Annotated in this window: 20 protein-coding genes; 9 read left to right on the forward strand and 11 right to left on the reverse strand. The window is 62.2% G+C overall.

Translation table 11 applies throughout. The annotated features are described in order from the left end of the window. Nucleotides 1–57 precede the first annotated feature (57 nt). The 5 genes from AC07OF_RS20940 to AC07OF_RS20960 form a co-directional block, all read right to left on the reverse strand. Nucleotides 58–909, reverse strand: coding sequence for a helix-turn-helix domain-containing protein (locus AC07OF_RS20940; RefSeq protein WP_495073395.1), 852 nt, complete (start codon nucleotides 907–909; stop codon nucleotides 58–60). Continuing rightward, a complete protein-coding gene (locus AC07OF_RS20945) occupies nucleotides 906–1,229 on the reverse strand; it encodes an AzlD domain-containing protein (RefSeq protein ID WP_157193061.1) in 324 nt (107 codons plus the stop codon). Before AC07OF_RS20945 ends, AC07OF_RS20940 begins: the two co-directional genes overlap by 4 nt. After that, nucleotides 1,226–1,924, reverse strand: coding sequence for an AzlC family ABC transporter permease (locus AC07OF_RS20950; RefSeq protein WP_038612366.1), 699 nt, complete (start codon nucleotides 1,922–1,924; stop codon nucleotides 1,226–1,228). The genes AC07OF_RS20945 and AC07OF_RS20950 overlap by 4 nt, the downstream gene beginning before the upstream one ends. Nucleotides 1,925–2,026: 102 nt before the next feature. Then, a complete protein-coding gene (locus tag AC07OF_RS20955; RefSeq protein ID WP_408635429.1) occupies nucleotides 2,027–2,758 on the reverse strand; it encodes a sel1 repeat family protein in 732 nt (243 codons plus the stop codon). Between the two features lie 125 nt (nucleotides 2,759–2,883). Next, nucleotides 2,884–3,501: a LysE family translocator gene (locus AC07OF_RS20960; RefSeq protein WP_476446761.1), complete on the reverse strand. Its 618-nt coding sequence runs from the start codon at nucleotides 3,499–3,501 to the stop codon at nucleotides 2,884–2,886. Nucleotides 3,502–3,614: 113 nt separating this feature from the next. On the opposite strand from AC07OF_RS20960, the gene AC07OF_RS20965 reads away from it, so the two are divergent. Beyond that, nucleotides 3,615–4,535 (forward strand): LysR substrate-binding domain-containing protein, encoded by a 921-nt coding sequence (locus AC07OF_RS20965; RefSeq protein ID WP_476446762.1) that lies wholly within the window; start codon nucleotides 3,615–3,617, stop codon nucleotides 4,533–4,535. Here the strand turns inward: AC07OF_RS20965 and AC07OF_RS20970 are convergent. Then, entirely contained in the window at nucleotides 4,532–5,446 is a 915-nt protein-coding gene (locus AC07OF_RS20970) for a LysR family transcriptional regulator (protein ID WP_476446763.1), read from the reverse strand. The genes AC07OF_RS20965 and AC07OF_RS20970 overlap by 4 nt on opposite strands. Before the next feature lie 123 nt (nucleotides 5,447–5,569). Between AC07OF_RS20970 and AC07OF_RS20975 the strand changes: the two genes are divergently transcribed. Beyond that, nucleotides 5,570–6,775 (forward strand): MFS transporter, encoded by a 1,206-nt coding sequence (locus tag AC07OF_RS20975; protein ID WP_408635428.1) that lies wholly within the window; start codon nucleotides 5,570–5,572, stop codon nucleotides 6,773–6,775. A gap of 42 nt (nucleotides 6,776–6,817) precedes the next feature. Further along, entirely contained in the window at nucleotides 6,818–9,178 is a 2,361-nt protein-coding gene (locus AC07OF_RS20980) for a DNA polymerase II (RefSeq protein ID WP_495073396.1), read from the forward strand. Nucleotides 9,179–9,273: 95 nt separating this feature from the next. Here AC07OF_RS20980 and AC07OF_RS20985 read toward each other — a convergent pair whose 3' ends face one another. Beyond that, nucleotides 9,274–9,774, reverse strand: coding sequence for an anthrone oxygenase family protein (locus AC07OF_RS20985; RefSeq protein WP_157193055.1), 501 nt, complete (start codon nucleotides 9,772–9,774; stop codon nucleotides 9,274–9,276). Nucleotides 9,775–9,995: 221 nt separating this feature from the next. On the opposite strand from AC07OF_RS20985, the gene AC07OF_RS20990 reads away from it, so the two are divergent. Next, nucleotides 9,996–10,565 (forward strand): DUF4174 domain-containing protein, encoded by a 570-nt coding sequence (locus AC07OF_RS20990; RefSeq protein ID WP_157193054.1) that lies wholly within the window; start codon nucleotides 9,996–9,998, stop codon nucleotides 10,563–10,565. 6 nt (nucleotides 10,566–10,571) lie between these two features. Here the strand turns inward: AC07OF_RS20990 and AC07OF_RS20995 are convergent, their stop codons facing one another. The 4 genes from AC07OF_RS20995 to AC07OF_RS21010 form a co-directional block, all read right to left on the reverse strand. Then, nucleotides 10,572–11,675 (reverse strand): polyamine ABC transporter substrate-binding protein, encoded by a 1,104-nt coding sequence (locus AC07OF_RS20995; protein ID WP_157193053.1) that lies wholly within the window; start codon nucleotides 11,673–11,675, stop codon nucleotides 10,572–10,574. A 92-nt stretch (nucleotides 11,676–11,767) separates the two neighbouring features. Continuing rightward, on the reverse strand, nucleotides 11,768–12,583 hold the full coding sequence (locus AC07OF_RS21000; RefSeq protein ID WP_495073397.1) for a carbon-nitrogen hydrolase family protein: 816 nt from the start codon (nucleotides 12,581–12,583) through the stop codon (nucleotides 11,768–11,770). 84 nt (nucleotides 12,584–12,667) lie between these two features. Continuing rightward, the gene (gene aroQ, locus AC07OF_RS21005) at nucleotides 12,668–13,117 is read right to left on the reverse strand and encodes a type II 3-dehydroquinate dehydratase (RefSeq protein ID WP_495073398.1); all 450 of its coding nucleotides are present in this window, start codon (nucleotides 13,115–13,117) and stop codon (nucleotides 12,668–12,670) included. After that, complete coding sequence (locus AC07OF_RS21010; protein WP_157193050.1) at nucleotides 13,114–14,184, reverse strand: Gfo/Idh/MocA family protein; 1,071 nt, start codon at nucleotides 14,182–14,184, stop codon at nucleotides 13,114–13,116. Before AC07OF_RS21010 ends, aroQ begins: the two co-directional genes overlap by 4 nt. A gap of 91 nt (nucleotides 14,185–14,275) precedes the next feature. On the opposite strand from AC07OF_RS21010, the gene AC07OF_RS21015 reads away from it, so the two are divergent. The 5 genes from AC07OF_RS21015 (at nucleotide 14,276) to AC07OF_RS21035 (ending at nucleotide 19,097) form a co-directional block, all read left to right on the forward strand. Continuing rightward, a complete protein-coding gene (locus AC07OF_RS21015) occupies nucleotides 14,276–15,220 on the forward strand; it encodes a LysR family transcriptional regulator (RefSeq protein WP_038612332.1) in 945 nt (314 codons plus the stop codon). A gap of 117 nt (nucleotides 15,221–15,337) precedes the next feature. Beyond that, the gene (locus AC07OF_RS21020) at nucleotides 15,338–17,020 is read left to right on the forward strand and encodes a nitrite/sulfite reductase (RefSeq protein WP_157193048.1); all 1,683 of its coding nucleotides are present in this window, start codon (nucleotides 15,338–15,340) and stop codon (nucleotides 17,018–17,020) included. Next, the gene (locus tag AC07OF_RS21025) at nucleotides 17,008–17,502 is read left to right on the forward strand and encodes a DUF934 domain-containing protein (RefSeq protein WP_157193047.1); all 495 of its coding nucleotides are present in this window, start codon (nucleotides 17,008–17,010) and stop codon (nucleotides 17,500–17,502) included. Before AC07OF_RS21020 ends, AC07OF_RS21025 begins: the two co-directional genes overlap by 13 nt. A gap of 405 nt (nucleotides 17,503–17,907) precedes the next feature. After that, nucleotides 17,908–18,312 carry a DUF4398 domain-containing protein gene (locus tag AC07OF_RS21030; RefSeq protein ID WP_157193046.1) on the forward strand — a complete coding sequence of 135 codons (405 nt, stop codon included), beginning with the start codon at nucleotides 17,908–17,910 and terminating at the stop codon, nucleotides 18,310–18,312. An 11-nt stretch (nucleotides 18,313–18,323) separates the two neighbouring features. Continuing rightward, nucleotides 18,324–19,097 carry an OmpA family protein gene (locus tag AC07OF_RS21035; protein WP_157193045.1) on the forward strand — a complete coding sequence of 258 codons (774 nt, stop codon included), beginning with the start codon at nucleotides 18,324–18,326 and terminating at the stop codon, nucleotides 19,095–19,097. Nucleotides 19,098–19,128 lie beyond the last annotated feature (31 nt).

Raw genomic sequence — 19,128 nt, forward strand, 5'->3', positions numbered from 1 at the left:
CGCTCCCACAAGGTTAGGAAAAACCTGTGGGAGCGGGCTTGCCCCGCGATTACATTCTCAAGCCGAACGCTCCCCGACACAGGCACGCCGATACTCTCCAGGCGTCACTCCATAAGCCTGCTTGAACTGCCGGTTCAGGTGGCTCTGATCAGAAAACCCCAACGCAAAGGCCACGTTGAACGGCAAGCAGTCGCTTTTCAGCAGTTCCCGCGCCCGACTCAGGCGCCGTTGCTTGAGCCAGGCATGCGGTGGCAGGCCGGTGGCCTGACGGAACACCCTGGCGAAGTGAAACGGCGAGAGGTTGACCGATTCGGCCAGCTCTTGCAGTGAGGGCGGGTAGGCCAGGCGACTGTCCATCAGCTCCTTGGCCCGGGCCACGGCGCAGGGTTCGTTGCCCGGCTGACGGACGCTGGCCATACCGCCGACACGGCCATGGCGCTGCACCAGTAGCAACACCGCCTCGCGCCAGGCAGTCTGTTGCTCCAGCGCACTGGCACCGTGTTCCGCCGAACAGTGCAACCAGCTGAACGCCTTGGCCAGTTGCGGGTCGTGCAGAACGCTGGCCTCGAAGCTGGGCATACCGTCGCGTTTGAGTTCCAGTTCGTCCAGTACCCCGGTGATGCGTTCGCTGTCCGGATAAAAACCGCGGTAGCGCCAGCCTTGCTCATGGGCCTTTGCCCCGGTGTGCAATTCATCGGGGTTGATCAGCACCATGCTGCCCACCGGCGCCAGGTGTTCACTGCCGCGGTGCCAGAAACGCTGGGCACCGGATTCGATGATGGTGATCACATAGCCTTCATGCACATGAGGAGCAAAGCGCTGCTGGAAATACCTGGCGTGCAGCATCTCGATATCGCCAAGTGCTGGCGCTTGCCAGAAGCGGGTCTGTTCCTGCGGCGCAAGATTCATGGATTGCCGTTCAACCACCAGCGAAAGACGAAGAAGAAAGCCATGCTCACCAGCATGCTGATCAGGGTGCTGCGGGTCAACAATACCAGTACTACTGCGACCACCGAACCCAGCAGGTAGGGATTGGCCAGGCTCAGGTCGAGCTGATGGCCGGGCAGGAAAATGATCGGCCCGCAGATTGCCGTGAGCATGCCCGGCACGGCAAACCCCAGAAACTGGCGCGCGTTGGAACTCAGGCGCAGCGGCAGACGCGGTTCGAGAAAGGCGTAACGGTTGAGGAACACCAGCAACCCCATACCGATAATCAAGGCAAAGATCATGCGCGTGCTCCGCTGAACTTCTGGCAGATGAAGCCGGCGCTCATGCCCAGCAGACCGGCCGCCACCAGACCGGTTTCCCAGTGCCAGAAGCTGAACAGCACCGAACTGAACAACGACACCGCGACGCAGACCACAGTGGGCAGGTTGCGCACCAGTGGCGCGATCAGTGCGACGAAGGTGGCGACAATGGAAAAGTCCAGGCCCAGTTGATCCAGGTGCGGGATGTTCTGGCCAAGGATGATGCCGGCCAGGGTGAACAGGTTCCAGGCAATATAGAAAGTCAGGCCCACCCCGAGGGCGTACCAGCGATTGAACTGCTGCTGGTCATACTGGCTGGTGAGGGCGAAGAACTCGTCGGTCAGCAGAAAACCCAGGCCCAGCCGCCAGCGGGTTGGTAGCCCGGAGAGCACCGGGCGCATCGACAGGCCGTAGAGCAAGTGCTGCGAAGTCAGCAGCAGGGTCGTCAAGAGGATCGAGAACAGGTTGGCCCCGCCCTTGATCATGCCGATCGCCACCAGCTGGGCGGCGCCGGCAAAAACAATGGCTGACAGGCCCTGGCCTTCCCACGGCGTGAGGTCGGCTTCGATGGCCATGGAGCCGGCCAGCAGCCCCCAGGGGGCAACGGCCAGGGACAATGGCAGGATGGCAATGGCGCCCTGGATAAAGGCTTGGCGGGCGAACGGTGGACTGGACATGGAAATATGCAGTTACTGAACAAGGTTGCACAGCATGCCAGAGCTGCGCGCAGGTGACTTGAACGATCTTGCTGTCCAGGGTCACCTTTGCCAAGTCAAGGTTCAGTGCTGGCTGCTGAGTAAGCGCTGACTGACCGAGAAGCAACCGTTGAGGTCCACCGCTTTCTTCCAGTACCACTGACGATGCACCGGATCGCTGTTGCCCTGCAGCCGGTAGACTTCAGCCTGGAAGTCACGCTGGCGTCCCCACTGCATGGCCAGGCCCTGGGGCTGCTCACGGTTGCACAGCAGGCGCTCGGCAGGTTGCGGATAGTAAGCGGCGAAGCGGCTGGCCGCGCTCGGGATGTTTTCCAGGTCCTTGGCAAACGCAGCGCTCTGGCGGTAGTCCGGGCACCAGGCCTCGATCCCCAGGGCGGCGGGTGCAAAGCCCTGGTCCAGGCTGGTCTGCAGCAGTGGGCAGGCAATTGCCGGAACCTGTTCAGCGGGCAGGTAGGTCATGTAGTAGAGCGCCAGGCGGTAGCGGGCCACCGGATGCTCCAGCTCCACGGCTTTGTTCAACAGGCTCACCGCCGGGGCCAGACTGCGGCCCATGGCCCGGCCCTGTTGCGCGAGGTCCTGGTCGGTGGTGCTGGTCTTGAGGCTGAAACCGCTGATCTGCTGGTCGGCTTGCTCCAGAAGGGTCAACGCCTGGCGGTACAGCAGGTCGGCGTGGGGATCGATTGGCGGGCTGTCAGCCAGGGCGCAGGCAGGAGTAAGTGCCACCAGCAATACACTCAGAAAGCGTGCGCGTAGCAGGGGGAAAACACTTGAGAGGGGTATCTGACGGGTGCGCATCAAGCAGTTAGCAGGCTGGTGATTTTCAGGGTTCAATCCGACTGTCCATAGTGGGGCTCGAAGGGGCCTGGGGGAAAGTCGGACATTCTAACCGTTGTAGGACCGGTCTCGAAAGCCACGAAGCCTCAGGGCCAGAGCACATGGAGATTGTAAAGCAGGCCCGCTGCGGCGATCAGCAGTAGCACAATACCGCTGGTCAGGCTGATCAAGCGCTGGCGCTGCGGGGTTGCCAGTTTGCTGGTCAAGAGGATGTACAGACTCAATATGGCCAAATCCATTACGGTCCAGAGCAGCGAAAGTAGTAACAGGCTGTGACTTGTGTCAGTCGTGACCTGGATGAACTGCGGGAAAAACGCCACGAAAAACAGGATGTCTTTCGGGTTCGACAGGCCGATGGCAAAGCCTTTCCACAGACTACCCCGTGTGCTGGCAGTGACGACGGCATCGGCCTTTTGTGCCAGTGTCTGACGCAGGCTGGCAATGGCCAGGTAGCCGATGAACAGGCAGCCCACCAGGCTCAGTGCTGTCAGCAAATGCGGGGCGATGGCGGCACTGGTGAGAATCAGGCCGGCAGCCAGGGCAATCAGCACCAACGAAGCGCCGTTGGTACCGACGGCGGTCATCAGGGCCTGGCGGCGACCGGCGCTGGCAGCGGTGTTGACGACCAGGGCAACGACCGGCCCCGGCGTGGCGATCAACAGCGTAACGGTCAATGCATAGGTCAACAGCAGGGCGGTGTTCATCAATGGCGCTCAGCAGCAAGGAGATGGCCGGGCATTCTCGACAGCCCCTGCAACCTTGTAAAACGCCTGTTGTTATGGCTTTCTATTAGTTTTACTCATGCTTAAGGGCGACCATGTCCGAACGAATTCCTGCGCTGCAGGCCCTGCGGGCTTTCGAGGTGGCGGCGCGCTATGGCTCCTTTACCCGGGCAGCCCAGGAACTGGCGCTGACACAAGGGGCTATCAGCCATCACATCAAGACCCTTGAGGGGCTGTTCGACTGCGCTTTGTTCGAACGTCGTGGCCCGAAACTGTCGCTTACCGAGCCGGGGCGCTTGCTGGCCCAGGAGCTGAAAGTCGGGTTCAAAATCATCGAAAATGCCTGCGGGCTGCTCAAACAGGACCGCAATGGCATTCGTCTGAAGGCGCCATCGACCCTGACCGTGCGCTGGTTGCTGAAGGTACTCGAGCAGTTTCGCCAGCAGGATTTACACCGCCGTGTGCAGCTGTCCAGCGTGTGGATGGATATCGATCACGTCGATTTCTACAGCGAACCTTTCGAGGCCGCGATTCTGCTGGCTGACGGGCGTTTTGCCGCCGAGGTCGACAGCCTCAAGCTGTTTGACGAGTGGTTGGTACCGGTGTGCAGCCCGGAACATCAGGCTGCAGCAGCGCGGGACCTGAACGCCTTGAACCGCCTTGAGCTGTTGCACTGCTCGGCAGACCGCCGCGATTGGCGGCGCTGGCTGACGCGCCTGGGTGCGGCGCAGGTGACGATCGACCGTGGCCAGCTGTTCGACACCCTCGACCAGGGTATCAGCGCTGCCCAGCAGGGGGCGGGTATCGCCGTGGTCGATTTGCTGTTGGCCCAAGGCGAGCTCGACAGTGGCCGCTTGGTCATGCCTTTCCCCCAGGCCGTGGCCACCACCGAGGGTTACTACCTGACCTGGCCAAAGTCCAGCCCCCAGGCCCGGCATGTACGGGTGTTGGGTGAATTTCTGCGTGCCCGGGTGCCGCAACCGCCCTTGCACGGGGTTGATTATTTGTATGACTAATAGCTGTGCGGCACGTAGCGCTGATGTTCAGCAAACACCCGCTCAGCCATGAAGTCGATGAACACCCGCAAGCGTGTCGGCATCTGCCGACCGGACGGCCACAGCAGGTAGAAGCTGCCGCGTCGCTCCAGGTAATCGTCGAGCACGGTGACCAGCTCACCTTTAGCCAGTTGCTGGCGCACGGTGAAGTCCGGCAAGCAGGTAATGCCACGGTCGCGCATGGCAAAGCAGACCCGGGTTTCGACATGGTTGCAGACCATCGACACCGGGATCTCATAGTCGCGTTCGGACGCTTCGCGGCGTAACGGCCAGCGCTCGAGTTTGCCGCTGCTGGGGAAGCGATAGTGCAGGCAGGTGTGGCGGGTCAGGTCATCAGGGTGGCGTGGGGTGCCGCAACGTTGCAGGTAACCGGGCGACGCCACCAGCAGGTGGTGGAAGTGGCCGAGGAATTTCGCCTGCAGGCGTGAATCCGAAGGGGTACCGCCGCGCATCACTACGTCGAAGCCTTCGCCGATGATATCGACCATGCGGTCGCTGAAATCCAGGTCCAGTTCGATTTCCGGATACAGCGCCATGAACTCACTCAAGGCCGGCATCACCAGGGCCGTGACCTGCGGCAGGCTGATGCGCAGGCGGCCGCGCGGCGTTTCGTTTGATTGCAACAGCTCAAGCTCGACGGATTCAATTTCGGTGAGGATGCGCCGGCTGCGTTCGAGAAACACCATACCCTCGGCGGTGAGGGTGATGCTGCGGGTGCTGCGGTGAAACAGGCGTACTCCCAGGCGCGATTCCAGACGCGCAACCCGTTTGCCAACGGCTGAGGCACTTACCCCCAGAGACTGGGCGGCAGCGACAAAACTGCGGGTTTCGGCCACCCGGACAAACACCACGAAACCATTGAGGCTATCCATCTGAAACTCCTATTGCGGACATCTATGTCCTGGATGTGCGGAATACTACCCGTCTTTTTCCGTAGTAGCCGCCGCCCGTAAAGTTGCCCTGGTCTTTTGCCCAGGAGTTTCACCATGACTCAGATGAGTTGCACCGCCGCCCCGGCAGCGCCCGGAATGATCGAACAACCGTTGCCGCTCAGCGGCTTGTTGGCCCTGGCCATGACCGGCTTCATTGCCATCCTCAGCGAAACCTTACCCGCCGGCCTGCTTGGGCAGATCTCGGCAGGTATGCAGATCAGCGAGGCCATGACCGGACAACTGGTCACGGTCTATGCCCTGGGCTCGTTGCTCACCGCCATTCCGCTGGTGACCCTGACGCAAGGCTGGCGCCGGCGTCCGGTGTTGTTGCTGGCGATTGCCGGCTTTTTGCTGTTCAACACCCTGACTGCCGTGTCGCAATCCTACCTGCTGACCCTGGTGGCGCGCTTCATGACCGGCGTCGCCGCCGGCCTGGCCTGGGGGGTGATCGCCGGACATGCACGGCGTATGGTCAGCCCCGCTCAACAGGGGCGTGCCATGGCGGTGGCCATGATCGGTGCGCCGGTGGCCCTGTCGCTCGGGGTGCCGGCCGGTACCTGGCTGGGAGAGCTGCTCGGCTGGCGGATGACCTTTGCCCTGGTCTCGGTTGCAACCTTGGGTCTGGTGGTCTGGGTGTTATGCAAAGTGCCGGACTTCGAGGGCCACAAGCCGGGTCAGCGCCCAGGTGTGTTGCACGTGTTGCGCACGCCTGGGGTATTGGCGGTGTTACTGGTGATTTTCACCTGGATCCTGGCTCACAACGTGCTGTACACCTACATCGTCCCGTTCCTCGCTGCGGCGGGGCTGGCCGCGAGTACCGGCCTGGTGTTGCTGACGTTCGGCATCGCTGCCCTGGCCGGTATCGCCCTGGTCGGCGCCTGGGTCGACCGGCACTTGCGCAATCTGGTGCTGTCGAGCCTGATCGGCTTTGCCACGGTGGCGCTGGTGCTGGGGTTTGTCGGTCAGTCGGCGCTGCTGGTGTTTGTCAGCGTAGCCCTCTGGGGACTGACTTACGGCGGCGCGCCGACTTTGCTGCAAACCGCCAGCGCCGATGCCGCCGGGGAGGGTGTCGATGTCGCCCAGTCGATGCTGGTCACCGTGTGGAATCTGGCCGTTGCCGTTGGCGGCCTGCTCGGCGGGCTGTTACTGACGCACTGGGGCGTGGCTAGTTTCACCTGGGTGTTGTTGCTGCTGATCGGTCTGGCCCTGCTGATTACCGGTAGCGCCCATCGCCATGGCTTTGCGCCGGGCGCGCGGGTGGCTGGCTAAGGTAGAATCGCTGCTCAGTCAGCAGGTTTCGAGGTTGCAGCGGTGGAGTTACAGCAGGGCTTTGTCCTGACCCGGCATTGGCGTGACACCCCGGCAGGCACCTGTGTCGAGTTCTGTCTGGCCACCGATCAGGGCCCGCGTCGTTTGCGCTTGCCGCTGCAAACCTCCGTGGCCTTCATTCCCGCAGCCCACCGCCAGCAGGCCCAGAGCGTGCTGCGCGGCGAGCGCGGGGTAGAGCTGCGGCCACTTGAGCTGCGCGACTTCGAACAACGGCCCGTGCTGGGCCTGTACTGCCGTCAGCATCGCCAGTTGATACAGCTGGAGAAGCGCCTGCGCGCTTCCGGGGTGCAGGTTTACGAAGCCGACATTCGTCCGCCCGAACGCTACCTGATGGAGCGTTTCATCACCGCTCCGGTCAGTTTCAGTGGCACCCCGGACGAACAGGGAGTAGTGCAGGACGCCCAGCTTAAACCTGCACCCGACTACCGCCCGAGGCTGAAACTGGTATCGCTCGACATCGAAACCACCGAGCGCGGCGAGTTGTACTCGATTGCCCTGGAAGGCTGCGGTCAACGCCAGGTGTACATGCTCGGCCCGGCCAACGGCGATGCCACTGGCATCGATTTCGACCTTGAATATTGCGACACCCGTGCGCAATTGCTGGAGCGCCTGAACCACTGGCTGGCGTTGCACGATCCCGATGCGATCATTGGCTGGAACCTGGTGCAGTTCGACCTGCGCGTACTGCAGGCTCACGCCCAGCAACTGCAGGTCCCGCTTTGTCTGGGGCGTGAGGGCGAGCCAATGGAGTGGCGCGAACATGGCAGCCGTGCGCACTTTTTTGCCGGCGCCACTGGGCGTTTGATCATCGACGGTATCGAGGCGTTGCGCTCGGCGACCTGGAGCTTCCCTTCGTTCAGCCTGGAGAACGTCGCCCAGACCCTGCTCGGCGAGGGCAAGGCGATCGACACGCCGTACCAGCGCATGGATGAAATCAACCGCATGTTCGCCGAGGACAAGCCCGCCCTGGCGCGCTACAACCTCAAGGACTGCGAACTGGTCACGCGTATTTTCGCCAAGACCGAACTGCTCACCTTCCTCCTGGAGCGGGCCACGGTCACCGGCTTGCCAGCCGACCGTAGCGGTGGTTCGGTCGCTGCATTTTGCCATCTGTACATCCCCTTGATGCACCGCCAGGGTTTTGTTGCGCCAAACCAGGGTGAGCGACCCGATGAGGCAAGCCCCGGCGGCTTCGTCATGGACTCACGGCCTGGCTTGTACGAATCGGTGCTGGTGCTCGATTACAAGAGCCTGTATCCGTCGATCATCCGCACCTTCCTCATCGACCCGCTGGGTTTGATCGAGGGCCTGCGTGAACCGGGTGACGAGACATCGGTACCCGGCTTTCGCGGCGCCCGCTTTTCCCGCAGCCATCACTGTCTGCCAGCGATTGTCGAACGGGTCTGGCAAGGGCGCGAGACTGCCAAGCGCGAACATAACGCGCCGTTGTCGCAGGCGTTGAAGATCATCATGAATGCCTTCTACGGCGTGCTGGGCTCCAGTGGTTGCCGCTTCTTCGATCCACGCCTGGCTTCATCGATCACCCTGCGCGGCCACGAGATCATGCGCCGCACCCGTGAGCTGATCGAGGCCCAGGGTTATGCGGTGATCTATGGCGACACCGACTCCACCTTCGTCTGGCTCAAGAGCGCCCACAGCGAAGCCGATGCCGAGGTGATCGGACGGCGCCTGGTGCAGCAGGTCAACCAGTGGTGGCGCGAGCATTTACGCGACAGCCACGACCTGGACAGTGCCCTGGAGCTGCAGTACGAGACCCACTACAAGCGCTTCCTGATGCCGACCATCCGCGGTGCCGAGGAGGGCAGCAAGAAGCGCTATGCCGGCCTGGTGCAGCGCGGTGACGGGCACGAAGAGATGGTCTACAAGGGGCTTGAAAGTGTGCGTACCGACTGGTCGCCACTGGCCCGGCAATTCCAGCAGGAACTGTACGAACGCATCTTTCGCCGCCAGCCCTACCAGGCCTATGTGCGCGAATATGTGCGCCAGACCCTGGCCGGGGAGCTGGATGAGTTGCTGATCTATCGCAAGCGTCTGCGCCGGCCGCTGGCTGACTATCAACGCAACGTGCCGCCGCATGTACGGGCGGCGCGCATGGCTGACGACTTCAACCAGCGCCAGGGCCGACCCCGGCAGTACCAGAACGGTGGCTGGATCAGCTATGTGATCACCGTGGCCGGCCCCGAGCCGTTGGAGACCCGGCATTCGGCCATTGACTACGACCACTACCTGACGCGGCAACTGCAACCGGTGGCCGATGCCATCCTGCCGTTTGTGCAGGATGACTTCAGCGCATTGATCGATCGGCAGATGGGCTTGTTCTAGCCCTGAGGTACTTGTGGGAGCCGGCCTTGCCGGCGATGAGGCCAGTGTGGAACCAATCGCTGGCAAGGCCAGCTCCCACAGGGCTCAGCGCCTGCCTACATACCGCGAACCAACCACAGGGCCAACATCAGCCACGCCGCCGCAGCCAGAGCGGTGATCGTGCGTACGTGGTTCCAGCGATTCCAGCTCGGTACATAACGGTGCCAGGCCGCTGCCGCCTCGCTGCTGGCCGGGTCGAGGCGTGCCAGTGCCTGGTTTTTCGGCACGTTGAACAGCATCGTCACGACGATATTGCCCGCCAGGTACAGGCCGCTACCAATGGCCATGCACAAACTGCCTGGCAACGGCCAGCGCTGGTAAGCCCAGATCAGCAAGCCGACGCTGGTCAACGCCGTGCCAAGGAACAAGGCCAGGAACAGGCGGTTGAGCACCACTTGATTGATGGACTGCATGGCCGCCACGGCACTGTGTTCGGGGATACGTTCCAGCGCTTTCATGACGAAGTTGGAGAAGGCGAAGAACAACCCTCCCATCAGGCCACAACCCAGGGCCGTGGCCAGGATCAGCAACAACAGCAAGGCATCGACAACGCTCATGGTCCGGTCCTTCAGTAGCGGCAGGGGCAGGCGTGGCTGACAGCCATCAGCTATCCTCAGATTCAGATGTCAGCCTGTTCTGGACATGCCCAAGGCCATACATGGAAATCGGAAGTTACCTTTGAGCTGTCCACGGATTTCGTCCTGTAGTTTAGGCTCGCACCTCGGATCTTTCGTCGCGATCTGTAGTCTTTGATGCATGGAATTTGAAGGAGATGCGCATGCTCGTACGGTCACTGACCTTTGCCACCTTGCTGGCCATAGTTGCCGGCCCAGTCTTCGCTGACAACAGTGATCCCAAACCGCTGGACCTGGATCTGTACAAGGCCCGTCCGTTGATTGTCATTGCGCCCAGTACTGCGGACCCGACCCTGCGTGCCTTGAACCAGGCGCTGGAAGACCCGGCCACCAAGGCTGCGTTCCAGGAGCGCAACCTGGTGCTGTACAGCATTGCCGGCATGATGGGCAAACGCGAAGGCAAGGACCTCGACCAGCAGACGACCATGGCGTTGATCCGTCAGTTCAGGTTCAGCGCCGCCGACACTGTCGTTACCCCGGTGGTGCTGGTGGGCAAGGATGGCGTACAGCATCGGATAGCACACACGGGCACCCTTGAACCCAAGGCGATCTTTGACGCCGTAGACGCCTTGCCGGCCGAAGAAAAAGCCATCGTCGCCCCGACCGTGGCAGAACAGAAACAGGCCGCCACCACCCCGGCTAAAGAAGGCAAACCGGCTAAACCCGCCAAACCGGCCAAGCCGCTGCCACCGCCCAAGCCACTGGAAGACTGAGGCTGATCAACTGCCGGTCTTGACCTGACTCCACACCCGGGTGCGCACCCGCTCAAGCTTTAGCGGCAAGGGTTCGAGCGGGAACAGGGTGTCGAGCACCGCTTGCGGCGGGTACACCGTGGGGTTGTCGCGGATCTTGGTATCGACCAGATCGGTCGCGTCCTTGTTGGCATTCGGGTAGCCCAGGTAGTTGGTCGAGGCGGCGATGACCTCGGGCCTGAGCATGTAGTTGATGAACGCCAGACCCTGTTGCGGATTCGGCGCATGCTTGAGCAGCACCATGTTCTCCAGCCACATTGGCGCACCTTCGCGCGGGATGCTGTAGCGCAGCTGGCGGCCGTTGCCGGCATTCTCCGCACTGAGCTTGGCCTCGAACACACCGCCGGACCAGCCCAGTACTACGCAGACATTACCGTTGGCCAGGTCGGAGATGAACCGCGACGAGTCGAAGTAGCGGATATGCGGGCGCAGCTTGAGTAACAGCGCTTCGGCCTTGCGGTAGTCGTCCGGGTTCTTGCTGTTGTAGGGCAGACCCAGGTAGTGCAGGGCGATGGGAATGATCTCGTTCGGGGCATCGAGCATGGCCACCCCGCATTCGCTCAGCTTGGCCAGGTTGGCCTCGTCGAAAATCAATGCCCAGGAGTCCACCGGGGCCTGTTCGCCGAGCAAGGCTTTGACCTTGTCCTGGTCATAACCGATGCCGGTGGTACCCCACATGTAGGGGGCGGCGTAGCGGTTGCCGGGGTCGTTGCTCTGCAGCTTGGCGAGCATCTGCGGGTCGAGGTGGGGGAAGTTGGGCAGCTGGCTGCGATCAAGCTCGGCCAGTACGCCGGCCTTGATCAGGTTGGGCAGCAGGTCGCCGCTGGCGAACACCACGTCATAGCCGCTGCGCCCGGCCATCAACTTGCCCTGCATCACGTCGCTGTTGTCGAACACGTCATAAACCGGGGCGATGCCCGAGGCCTGCTGGAATTCCTTGGTGGTGTTCGGCGCGATGTAGTCGTACCAGTTGTAGATGTGCACGCTGGGCGTGGCAGCTTCTCCTGTCTGAACGCCGGCAGTGCACAGCAATGCGGCCAGGGCCAGGGGCAAACAGCGGATCGGCTTCATGGGGACACTCCAGGATTCTTGTTGTTGTCAGGCAGTGTTAGGCTCTGTACGAAATATGCCTGCGCGACGCTCGGCGATATTTCGTACAGACCCTAGGGGATCAGCAGCTCGCGGCGCCCGTCAGGGTGCTCGATCCGTGTACCCGGCAGTAGCAGGCGGCGGTCTTTGAGGTAGTCGTAGTCGCGGCGGGCGAGTTGCAGTTGCTCAAGGTCCAGCTCGATCTGTTGGCGGCACGTTTCGCGACCGGCTTCGAACAGTACGCGGCCAAAGGGATCGACCGCGGCGCTGCCACCGGCGAACAGCAGCCCACCGTCTCCTGCGCCGACCCGATTGACCATCACCGCGAAGGCCTGGTTTTCCTGGGCACGGGCCATGATCGCGGTACGGTGCACCGGGCCGTAGGGGTCCATGTTGCCGTTGCTGACGATGATCAGGTCGACACCCAGCTGGCCCAAGGCGCGGCTGCTCTCTGGCAGTTCGATGTCGTAGCAGATCAACAGACCGATGCGCAGGCCTTTCCAGCATGCGCTGGCGTAACGGTCACCGGGCTGGAACAGTCCACGCTCGGACGGCCACAGGTGAGTCTTGCGATAAGACAGGGCGATGCCTTCGGGGGTCAGCAGCACCGAGGTGTTGTAGTAAACGCCGTCGGCCTGTTCGGCAATACCGATCACCACCGCCACATCGCGTTCGCACACTGCCTGCTGGACCGCTTGCAGGGCCGGGCCATGCAGCGGTTCGGCAACCAGCGGCAGCTGCTCGGCGCTGGCAAAGCCCATCAGTTGGGTTTCCGGAAACACCAGCAGGTCGGTGTCGGCCTTGCAGCTGGCAATGGCCTCCAGCGTGCGTTGCAGGTTGTAGGCGGTATCGCCGTCGCGGCCATCAATCTGTATCAGTTCGATCTTCATCGCGGTTCCTTGTGCAGAGCTGGAACCGAGTATGCGCGGCCGGTTGCTGGCCGCACATTACTGCGATGGAGTAACCCTCAGTGGTTATTGGCCTGCTGCAGGTCGTAGCTCACGGGCGAAATGCTCGATGGCCAGTACATAACCATGAGTGCCGAATCCGGCCAGCACGGCCTTGGCCACCAGTGAGACATAGGAGTGATGGCGGAAAGCTTCACGCCGGTGCACGTTGGAGATGTGCACTTCGATCACCGGTACTTCGGCGGCGATCAACGCGTCATGGATGGCCACCGAGGTGTGGGTCCAGGCGCCGGGGTTGATGACGATGCCGTCAACCCGCCCACGGGCCTGGTGAATCCAGTCGATCATCTGGCCTTCGTGGTTGCTTTGCTGGAATTCCAGGGTCAGTTCCAGGCGGCTGGCCGCCTGTTGGCACAGGGCATGGACGTCGGCGAGGGTTTCGCGGCCATAGACCTCGGGCTGGCGCAGGCCGAGCATGTTCAGGTTGGGGCCGTTGAGCACGAGCAGGGTGGTCATGGCTGAAGGTCTCCAGTGAGGGTGTCGGTGATTACGATCTGGCCGCTGCGCGCGGCCTGGTTGATGGCGTCAACGATCTGCAGGTTGCGCAGGCCGTCGCGTACCGTGACCAGCGGCTGGGCCTGGCCACGGATCACCTGGCAGAAGTGCGCAAGCTGGCGCTGCAGTGGATCGGCGTGTTGCAGGCTGGCAACGGCGCTGGCGAAGGGCGTCCACCAGGAGCGATCCTGGGGTTGTTCGTAGTATTTAAGGCGCATGGTAGGAATTGACAGCGAGCCGCGGGTGCCGGCGATGACATAGCAGTCTTCGTCGTCATAGCTTGGGTAATCGAGGTTTTCCCGCGCGGTTTGTTCCCAGCTGCGGGCGCAGGCGGCGGTGTCCGAGAGCAGGAAGGTGCCCAGCGCGCCACTGGCAAAGCGCAGGCTGATGGCCACGCTGTCTTCCACGGCAAAGCCGCGCGTGGCGCTGGAGGCCTGGGCCTGCACGGCAACGATCTCGCCGCACAGCGAGCGCAGGTTGCCGATCTCGTGAATCATGTTGATCAGCACTGGCCCGCCGCCTGCCTTGCGGCGCCAGGGCGCTGCCTCGAAATAGTCGTCAGGCTTGTAGAACAATGCGCTGCCCATCACCGCCACCAGATTGCCGAGCAAGCCTTCGGCGATCAGCTCGCGGGCCTTGGCAAGGATCGCACTGTGGGCACGATGGTGCCCGACCAGCAGCCGCGCCCCGCGTTGCTCGGCAATGGCCAACAGGCGCTGGCCCTCTGCCAGGCTATGGGCCACCGGCTTTTCGATCAGCGCGGCCACGCCTTGCTCGACACAGGCCAGGGCGCCTTCGACATGCAGGTGGTTCGGGGTGGCGAGAATCACGCCGTCCGGACGCTGCTCGGCGAACAGCTCGGCCAGAGACGAGTACAGCGGCACCCCGGCGGCTGTGGCCAGTTCGGCAGCGGCCGGGGCCGGGTCGACCAGGGCGCAGAGCTGGCAGGCGTTGCTGGCCTGGATCAGTTCAACATGACGCCGACCGATCAGGCCGGCACCGGCGACGGCGATGCGTAGGGGAGTCATGGCGCTCTCATTGTTCTTGTGGGGCAAGGCAGACCGCGACGGCGGTTTTGTGAGAGGCTAATAAAAAACGCTGGGGAGATAATCGGCCAGAATGAAGAATCAGAATATGCTGCTAGCGAATAATGAGCCGTTGCTGCGCGATCTTCAGTTGTTCTGTGAGGTGGCGCGGCGCTCAAGCTTCATTGCCGCAGCAACCGAAACTGGCCTGTCGCCGGCCCATGTCAGCAAGCGCATCGCCACCCTGGAGACGCTATTAGGGGTGAAGCTGTTCAATCGCACCACTCGGCGGGTGAGCATCACCAGCGATGGCGAGGCGGCGTTCGTCTGGGCACAGAAGATCCTCGAGAACGTCGAGTCGATGTTCGAGTCATTGTCCGCAGCGCACAGCGAGCCACGGGGCACCTTGCGGATCAGCACCAGCCTGCGCCTGGGGCGCGAGCATGTCGCGCCGATTCTGTCGCTGCTGCGCCAGCGCCATCCCAATCTGGATATCTGGCTGGAGCTGATGGACCGCCGGGTCGACCTGATTGGCGAGAACTTCGACATCGACATTCGCGTCGGTGAAGTCCAGGAAAAACACTTGATCGCCCATCGCATCGCCGAGAACAAACGGGTGCTGGCTGCCGCCCCCGATTACCTGGCGCGACGTGGGCCGGTGCGCGTGGCGGCGGAGCTGGCGCAGCACGACTGCCTGCTGTTTCGCAGCCGTGATGACCGCTTCGGGGTCTGGCGCCTGCTTGGTCCGAACGGCGCCGAGACGGTCAAGGTCACCGGGCCGATGGCGGCCAACCACAGTGACATCGTCCGCCAGTGGGCGCTGGACGGGCACGGCATCATCATGGCCTCGTACTGGGATCTGGTCGGCAACCTTGAAGATGGCTCGCTGCAGCGGGTGCTGCCGGCCTACCACCAGCCCGCGGATGTCTGGGCGGTGACGGCTGCGCGCTCAAGCAGTTCGGCCAAGGTGCGCAGTTGTGTGGCGTTTTTACGGGAGCAGTTGAGCGAGGGGCCTTATGCGTTGGCTGTGGGCGGATGATCTGGGCAATATCAGCCGCCGGATACTCAACTGATCCGTATAAATCCTATAAACCTGAATCTGTAACTCAGTACACCTCAACGCCATAGTAAGGGCCTCCGTGATGAGGTCCGAACCATGTATCAGTATGACGAGTATGACCGTGCGCTGGTGTTCGAGCGCGTGGCGCAGTTTCGCGATCAGGTGCAGCGTTTCATGGCTGGCGAACTGAGTGAAGAAGAGTTCCTGCCACTGCGCCTGCAAAACGGCCTGTACCTGCAAAAGCACGCCTACATGCTGCGTGTAGCGATTCCTTACGGCACCCTCGGTGCCCGCCAGATGCGCACCCTGGCGCGCATCGCCCGCGACTATGATCGCGGCTACGGGCATTTCACCACCCGGCAGAACATCCAGTTCAACTGGATCGAACTGGAGCAGGTGCCCGACATCCTCCAGCACCTGGCGGAGGTCGAGATGCATGCCATCCAGACCTCCGGCAACTGTGTGCGCAACATCACCACTGAAGCCTTCGCCGGCGTCGCTGCCGATGAGTTGCTCGACCCACGGCCGCTGGCCGAAATCCTGCGCCAGTGGTCGACCATCAACCCGGAATTCCTGTTTTTGCCGCGCAAGTTCAAGATCGCCATCTGCTCGGCAGTTGAAGACCGCGCGGCGATCATGATGCATGACATCGGCCTGTACCTGTACCGCGACGGCCAGGGCCAGATGTGCTTGCGGGTCATGGTCGGCGGCGGTCTGGGGCGTACGCCGATTCTCGGTCTGCAGATCCGCGAGGGCCTGCCATGGCAGCATCTGTTGTCATATGTCGAAGCGATCCTGCGGGTCTACAACCGCCACGGTCGCCGCGACAACAAGTACAAGGCGCGGATCAAGATCCTGGTCAAGGCGCTGGGTATCGAGGCTTTCTCCCGGGAAGTCGAGCAGGAATGGCAACACATCAAGGACGGTCCGGCGCAGCTGACCATCGATGAATTCCAGCGCGTGGCCGCAGCCTTCGAACCGCCGGCGTATGCCAGTGCGGCCGACAGCGAACTCGAGTACGAAACCCACCTGGCCCAGGACCACGGGTTTGCACGCTGGGTGTCCTGCTGCGTGAAACCGCACAAGGTGCCTGGCTATGCCAGCGTGGTGCTGTCGACCAAACCGGGGGCGTCTTCGCCACCGGGCGACCTGACCGCGGCACAGATGGAAGCGGTGGCGGACTGGTCCGAACAGTTCGGCTTTGGTGAAATCCGTATCGCCCATGAACAGAACCTGATCCTCCCGGACGTACGCAAGCAGGACTTGCACGCACTCTGGCGCCTGGCCTGCGAGCGCGACCTGGGGACCGCCAATATCGGCATGCTCACCGACATCATCGCCTGTCCTGGCGGCGACTTCTGTGCCCTGGCCAATGCCAAGTCGATACCCATTGCCCAGTCGATCCAGCGCTGCTTCGAAGACCTCGACTACCTGCACGACCTGGGCGAGCTGAGCCTGAACATTTCCGGCTGCATCAATGCCTGCGGCCATCACCACATCGGCAACATCGGCATCCTTGGCGTCGACAAGAACGGCAGCGAGTGGTACCAGGTGACGCTCGGCGGCGCTCAGGGCAAGCACAGCACCTTGGGCAAGGTGATCGGCCCATCGTTCAGCGCCGACGAAATCCCGCGGGTCATCGAGCAGATCATTGCCACCTACTGCGCCTATCGCGAGCTGGACGAGCCGTTTGTCGACACCGTGCGCCGGGTTGGCCTGGAGCCCTTCAAAGAGCGGGTCTATGCCAAACGCCCCGAGGAGCTGATATGCGTAATGTGATTGCCTTGCGCAACGGCGAGCCGCAGCTGCTCGCCGAGGATGGCTGGCAACTGGTACGTGACAGTGAGTCGGCGTTGCCTGAAGGCTTGCTGATTCTGCCGCTTGATCTCTGGCTGGCGCGTCAGGCGTCGCAACCCGGCGGTCGCGATGGTCTGTGGTTGGGGCCGGATGACGAGGTTGAGCCGCTGCAGCCCTGGTTGGCGCAACTGCCGCTGATTGCGATTGATTTCCCCAGCTTTCGCGATGGGCGTGGCTATAGCCAGGCCTACCTGTTACGCACCCGCCTGGGCTGGCACGGCGAATTGCGCGCCATCGGCGATGTACTGCGCGATCAACTGAGCCACATGCGCCAGTGCGGTTTCGACAGTTTTGCCGTGCGCGAGGACAAGTGCGCCGAGGACGCACTCAAGGGCCTGGCAGGGATGAGTGTGCTGTACGGGCGCTCGGTGATTGAGCCGCGGCCGTTGTTTCGTCGGCGCTAAGGGTTACTCGGTGGCGCTGCCCGTTGCGGTAGCCGTAAGCTGAAACTACACCGCCAAACCGGCCCCGGTTGTGGGCGCTCTCAAGGGTGTTTGAAGTTTGCCCAGGGGCCAGGAACTCCCATTGGCATCAATATAATTGGTTGAAAATTCCTACATGAAATAAGGGTGTTTCCTGTTTGCGGGCCTTATCTGTAGGAATACCCTTGCGGCGTCTCAACTAAACGGCTGTCGCCGATGTTCAGTTCATCTCACCTTCTTTTGTGTATCGCGCGCTAGCAGCGCCGATCATCACGTCCGGTTCGCAAACCTCTCGTACTAGCGCTTGCCCTGTGATTCAGGGCAACGGAGGCGTCTGCGTGCCAGAAAGGTGCGAAAGCTGGTTAAACGCTGTGATGGAGTCTCCCTATGGCTGTAAAACGCACCTCAAAACACCTCGCCGTTTCCGGCCTGATGGTGACGCTGTTCGCCACGCTCGGCGGCTGTGCCAGTGTGGCGGTTCCTACCGAGCAGGTCGAGTTGACCCGCAATGCGGTCAGTCGTGCGGTAACCGCCGACGCGACGCAGTTTGCCCCGGTGGAAATGAAGTCGGCCCAGGACAAGCTTTACAAAGTAGAGCGTGCACTGGGTGAGCAGGACTTTGCCCAAGCGCGGCTGCTGGCTGAGCAAGCCGAAGCCGATGCCGATCTGGCCGAGCGCAAGGCGCGGGCCCTTCGGGCCCAACAGCAGCTCAAAGAAGCCCGGCAGGGTATCGAAGTGCTCAGGCAGGAAATGCTGCAAGCCCCCGACGCCATTGTTTCGCCTAGCCGATAAGGATCGTTTCCATGCAACTCAAATACCTGTTTATCGCTGTCTCTGCAGCGGGCCTGATCCTCAGCGGCTGTGGCACCACACCGGAAAATGCCGGCTTGCTGGAAGCGCGCGAACAATTCAGTGCACTGCAGAGCAAACCTGAATCCACTCGCCTGGCCGGGCTGGAAACCAAAGCGGCATTTGCCGCCTTGGGCCAGGCGGACCTTGCCTCGCTCAAGGATCGCAAGGCCCCGCAGGTCGAGCAGTTGGCGTATCTGGCCAAACAGAAAATTGCCATTGCCGAACAGACCATCGACCTGCGCAAGGCCGAAGCCGGCCTGTTGGGCATCGAGGCGCAACGTACCCAGGCGCGTCTGGATGTGCGCACCGCCCAGCTCAAGGCGTTGCAACAGCTCAATGCCAAGCAGACTGATCGCGGTGCAGTGGTCACATTCGGTGATGTGCTGTTTGATACCGGTCGTGCTGAACTCAAGGCCAGCAGCCTGCGTAACCTGGATCAGCTGACTGAGTACTTGCGCGCCAACCCTGAGCGCAAGGTGCGGGTTGAAGGCTTTACCGATTCCACCGGTGGCGATGCATTCAACCAGCAGCTGTCGGAGCGTCGCGCCGCTGCAGTCGCCAACGCGCTGCGTCGTGCCGGTGTTGCGCCGGAGCGGGTCAAGGTGGCCGGCTACGGCAAGGAGTTTCCGGTGGCTTCCAATGCCGATGCTCAGTCGCGTCAGCTCAATCGCCGCGTGGAAGTGATCATTTCTCACGGCAGCAATGCGGTCAGCGACCGCAGCTGAAGACACTACGGGCCCATCCGCGAAGGATGGG

It is taken from the genome of Pseudomonas sp. GW821-FHT10B02 (genome assembly GCF_059415665.1).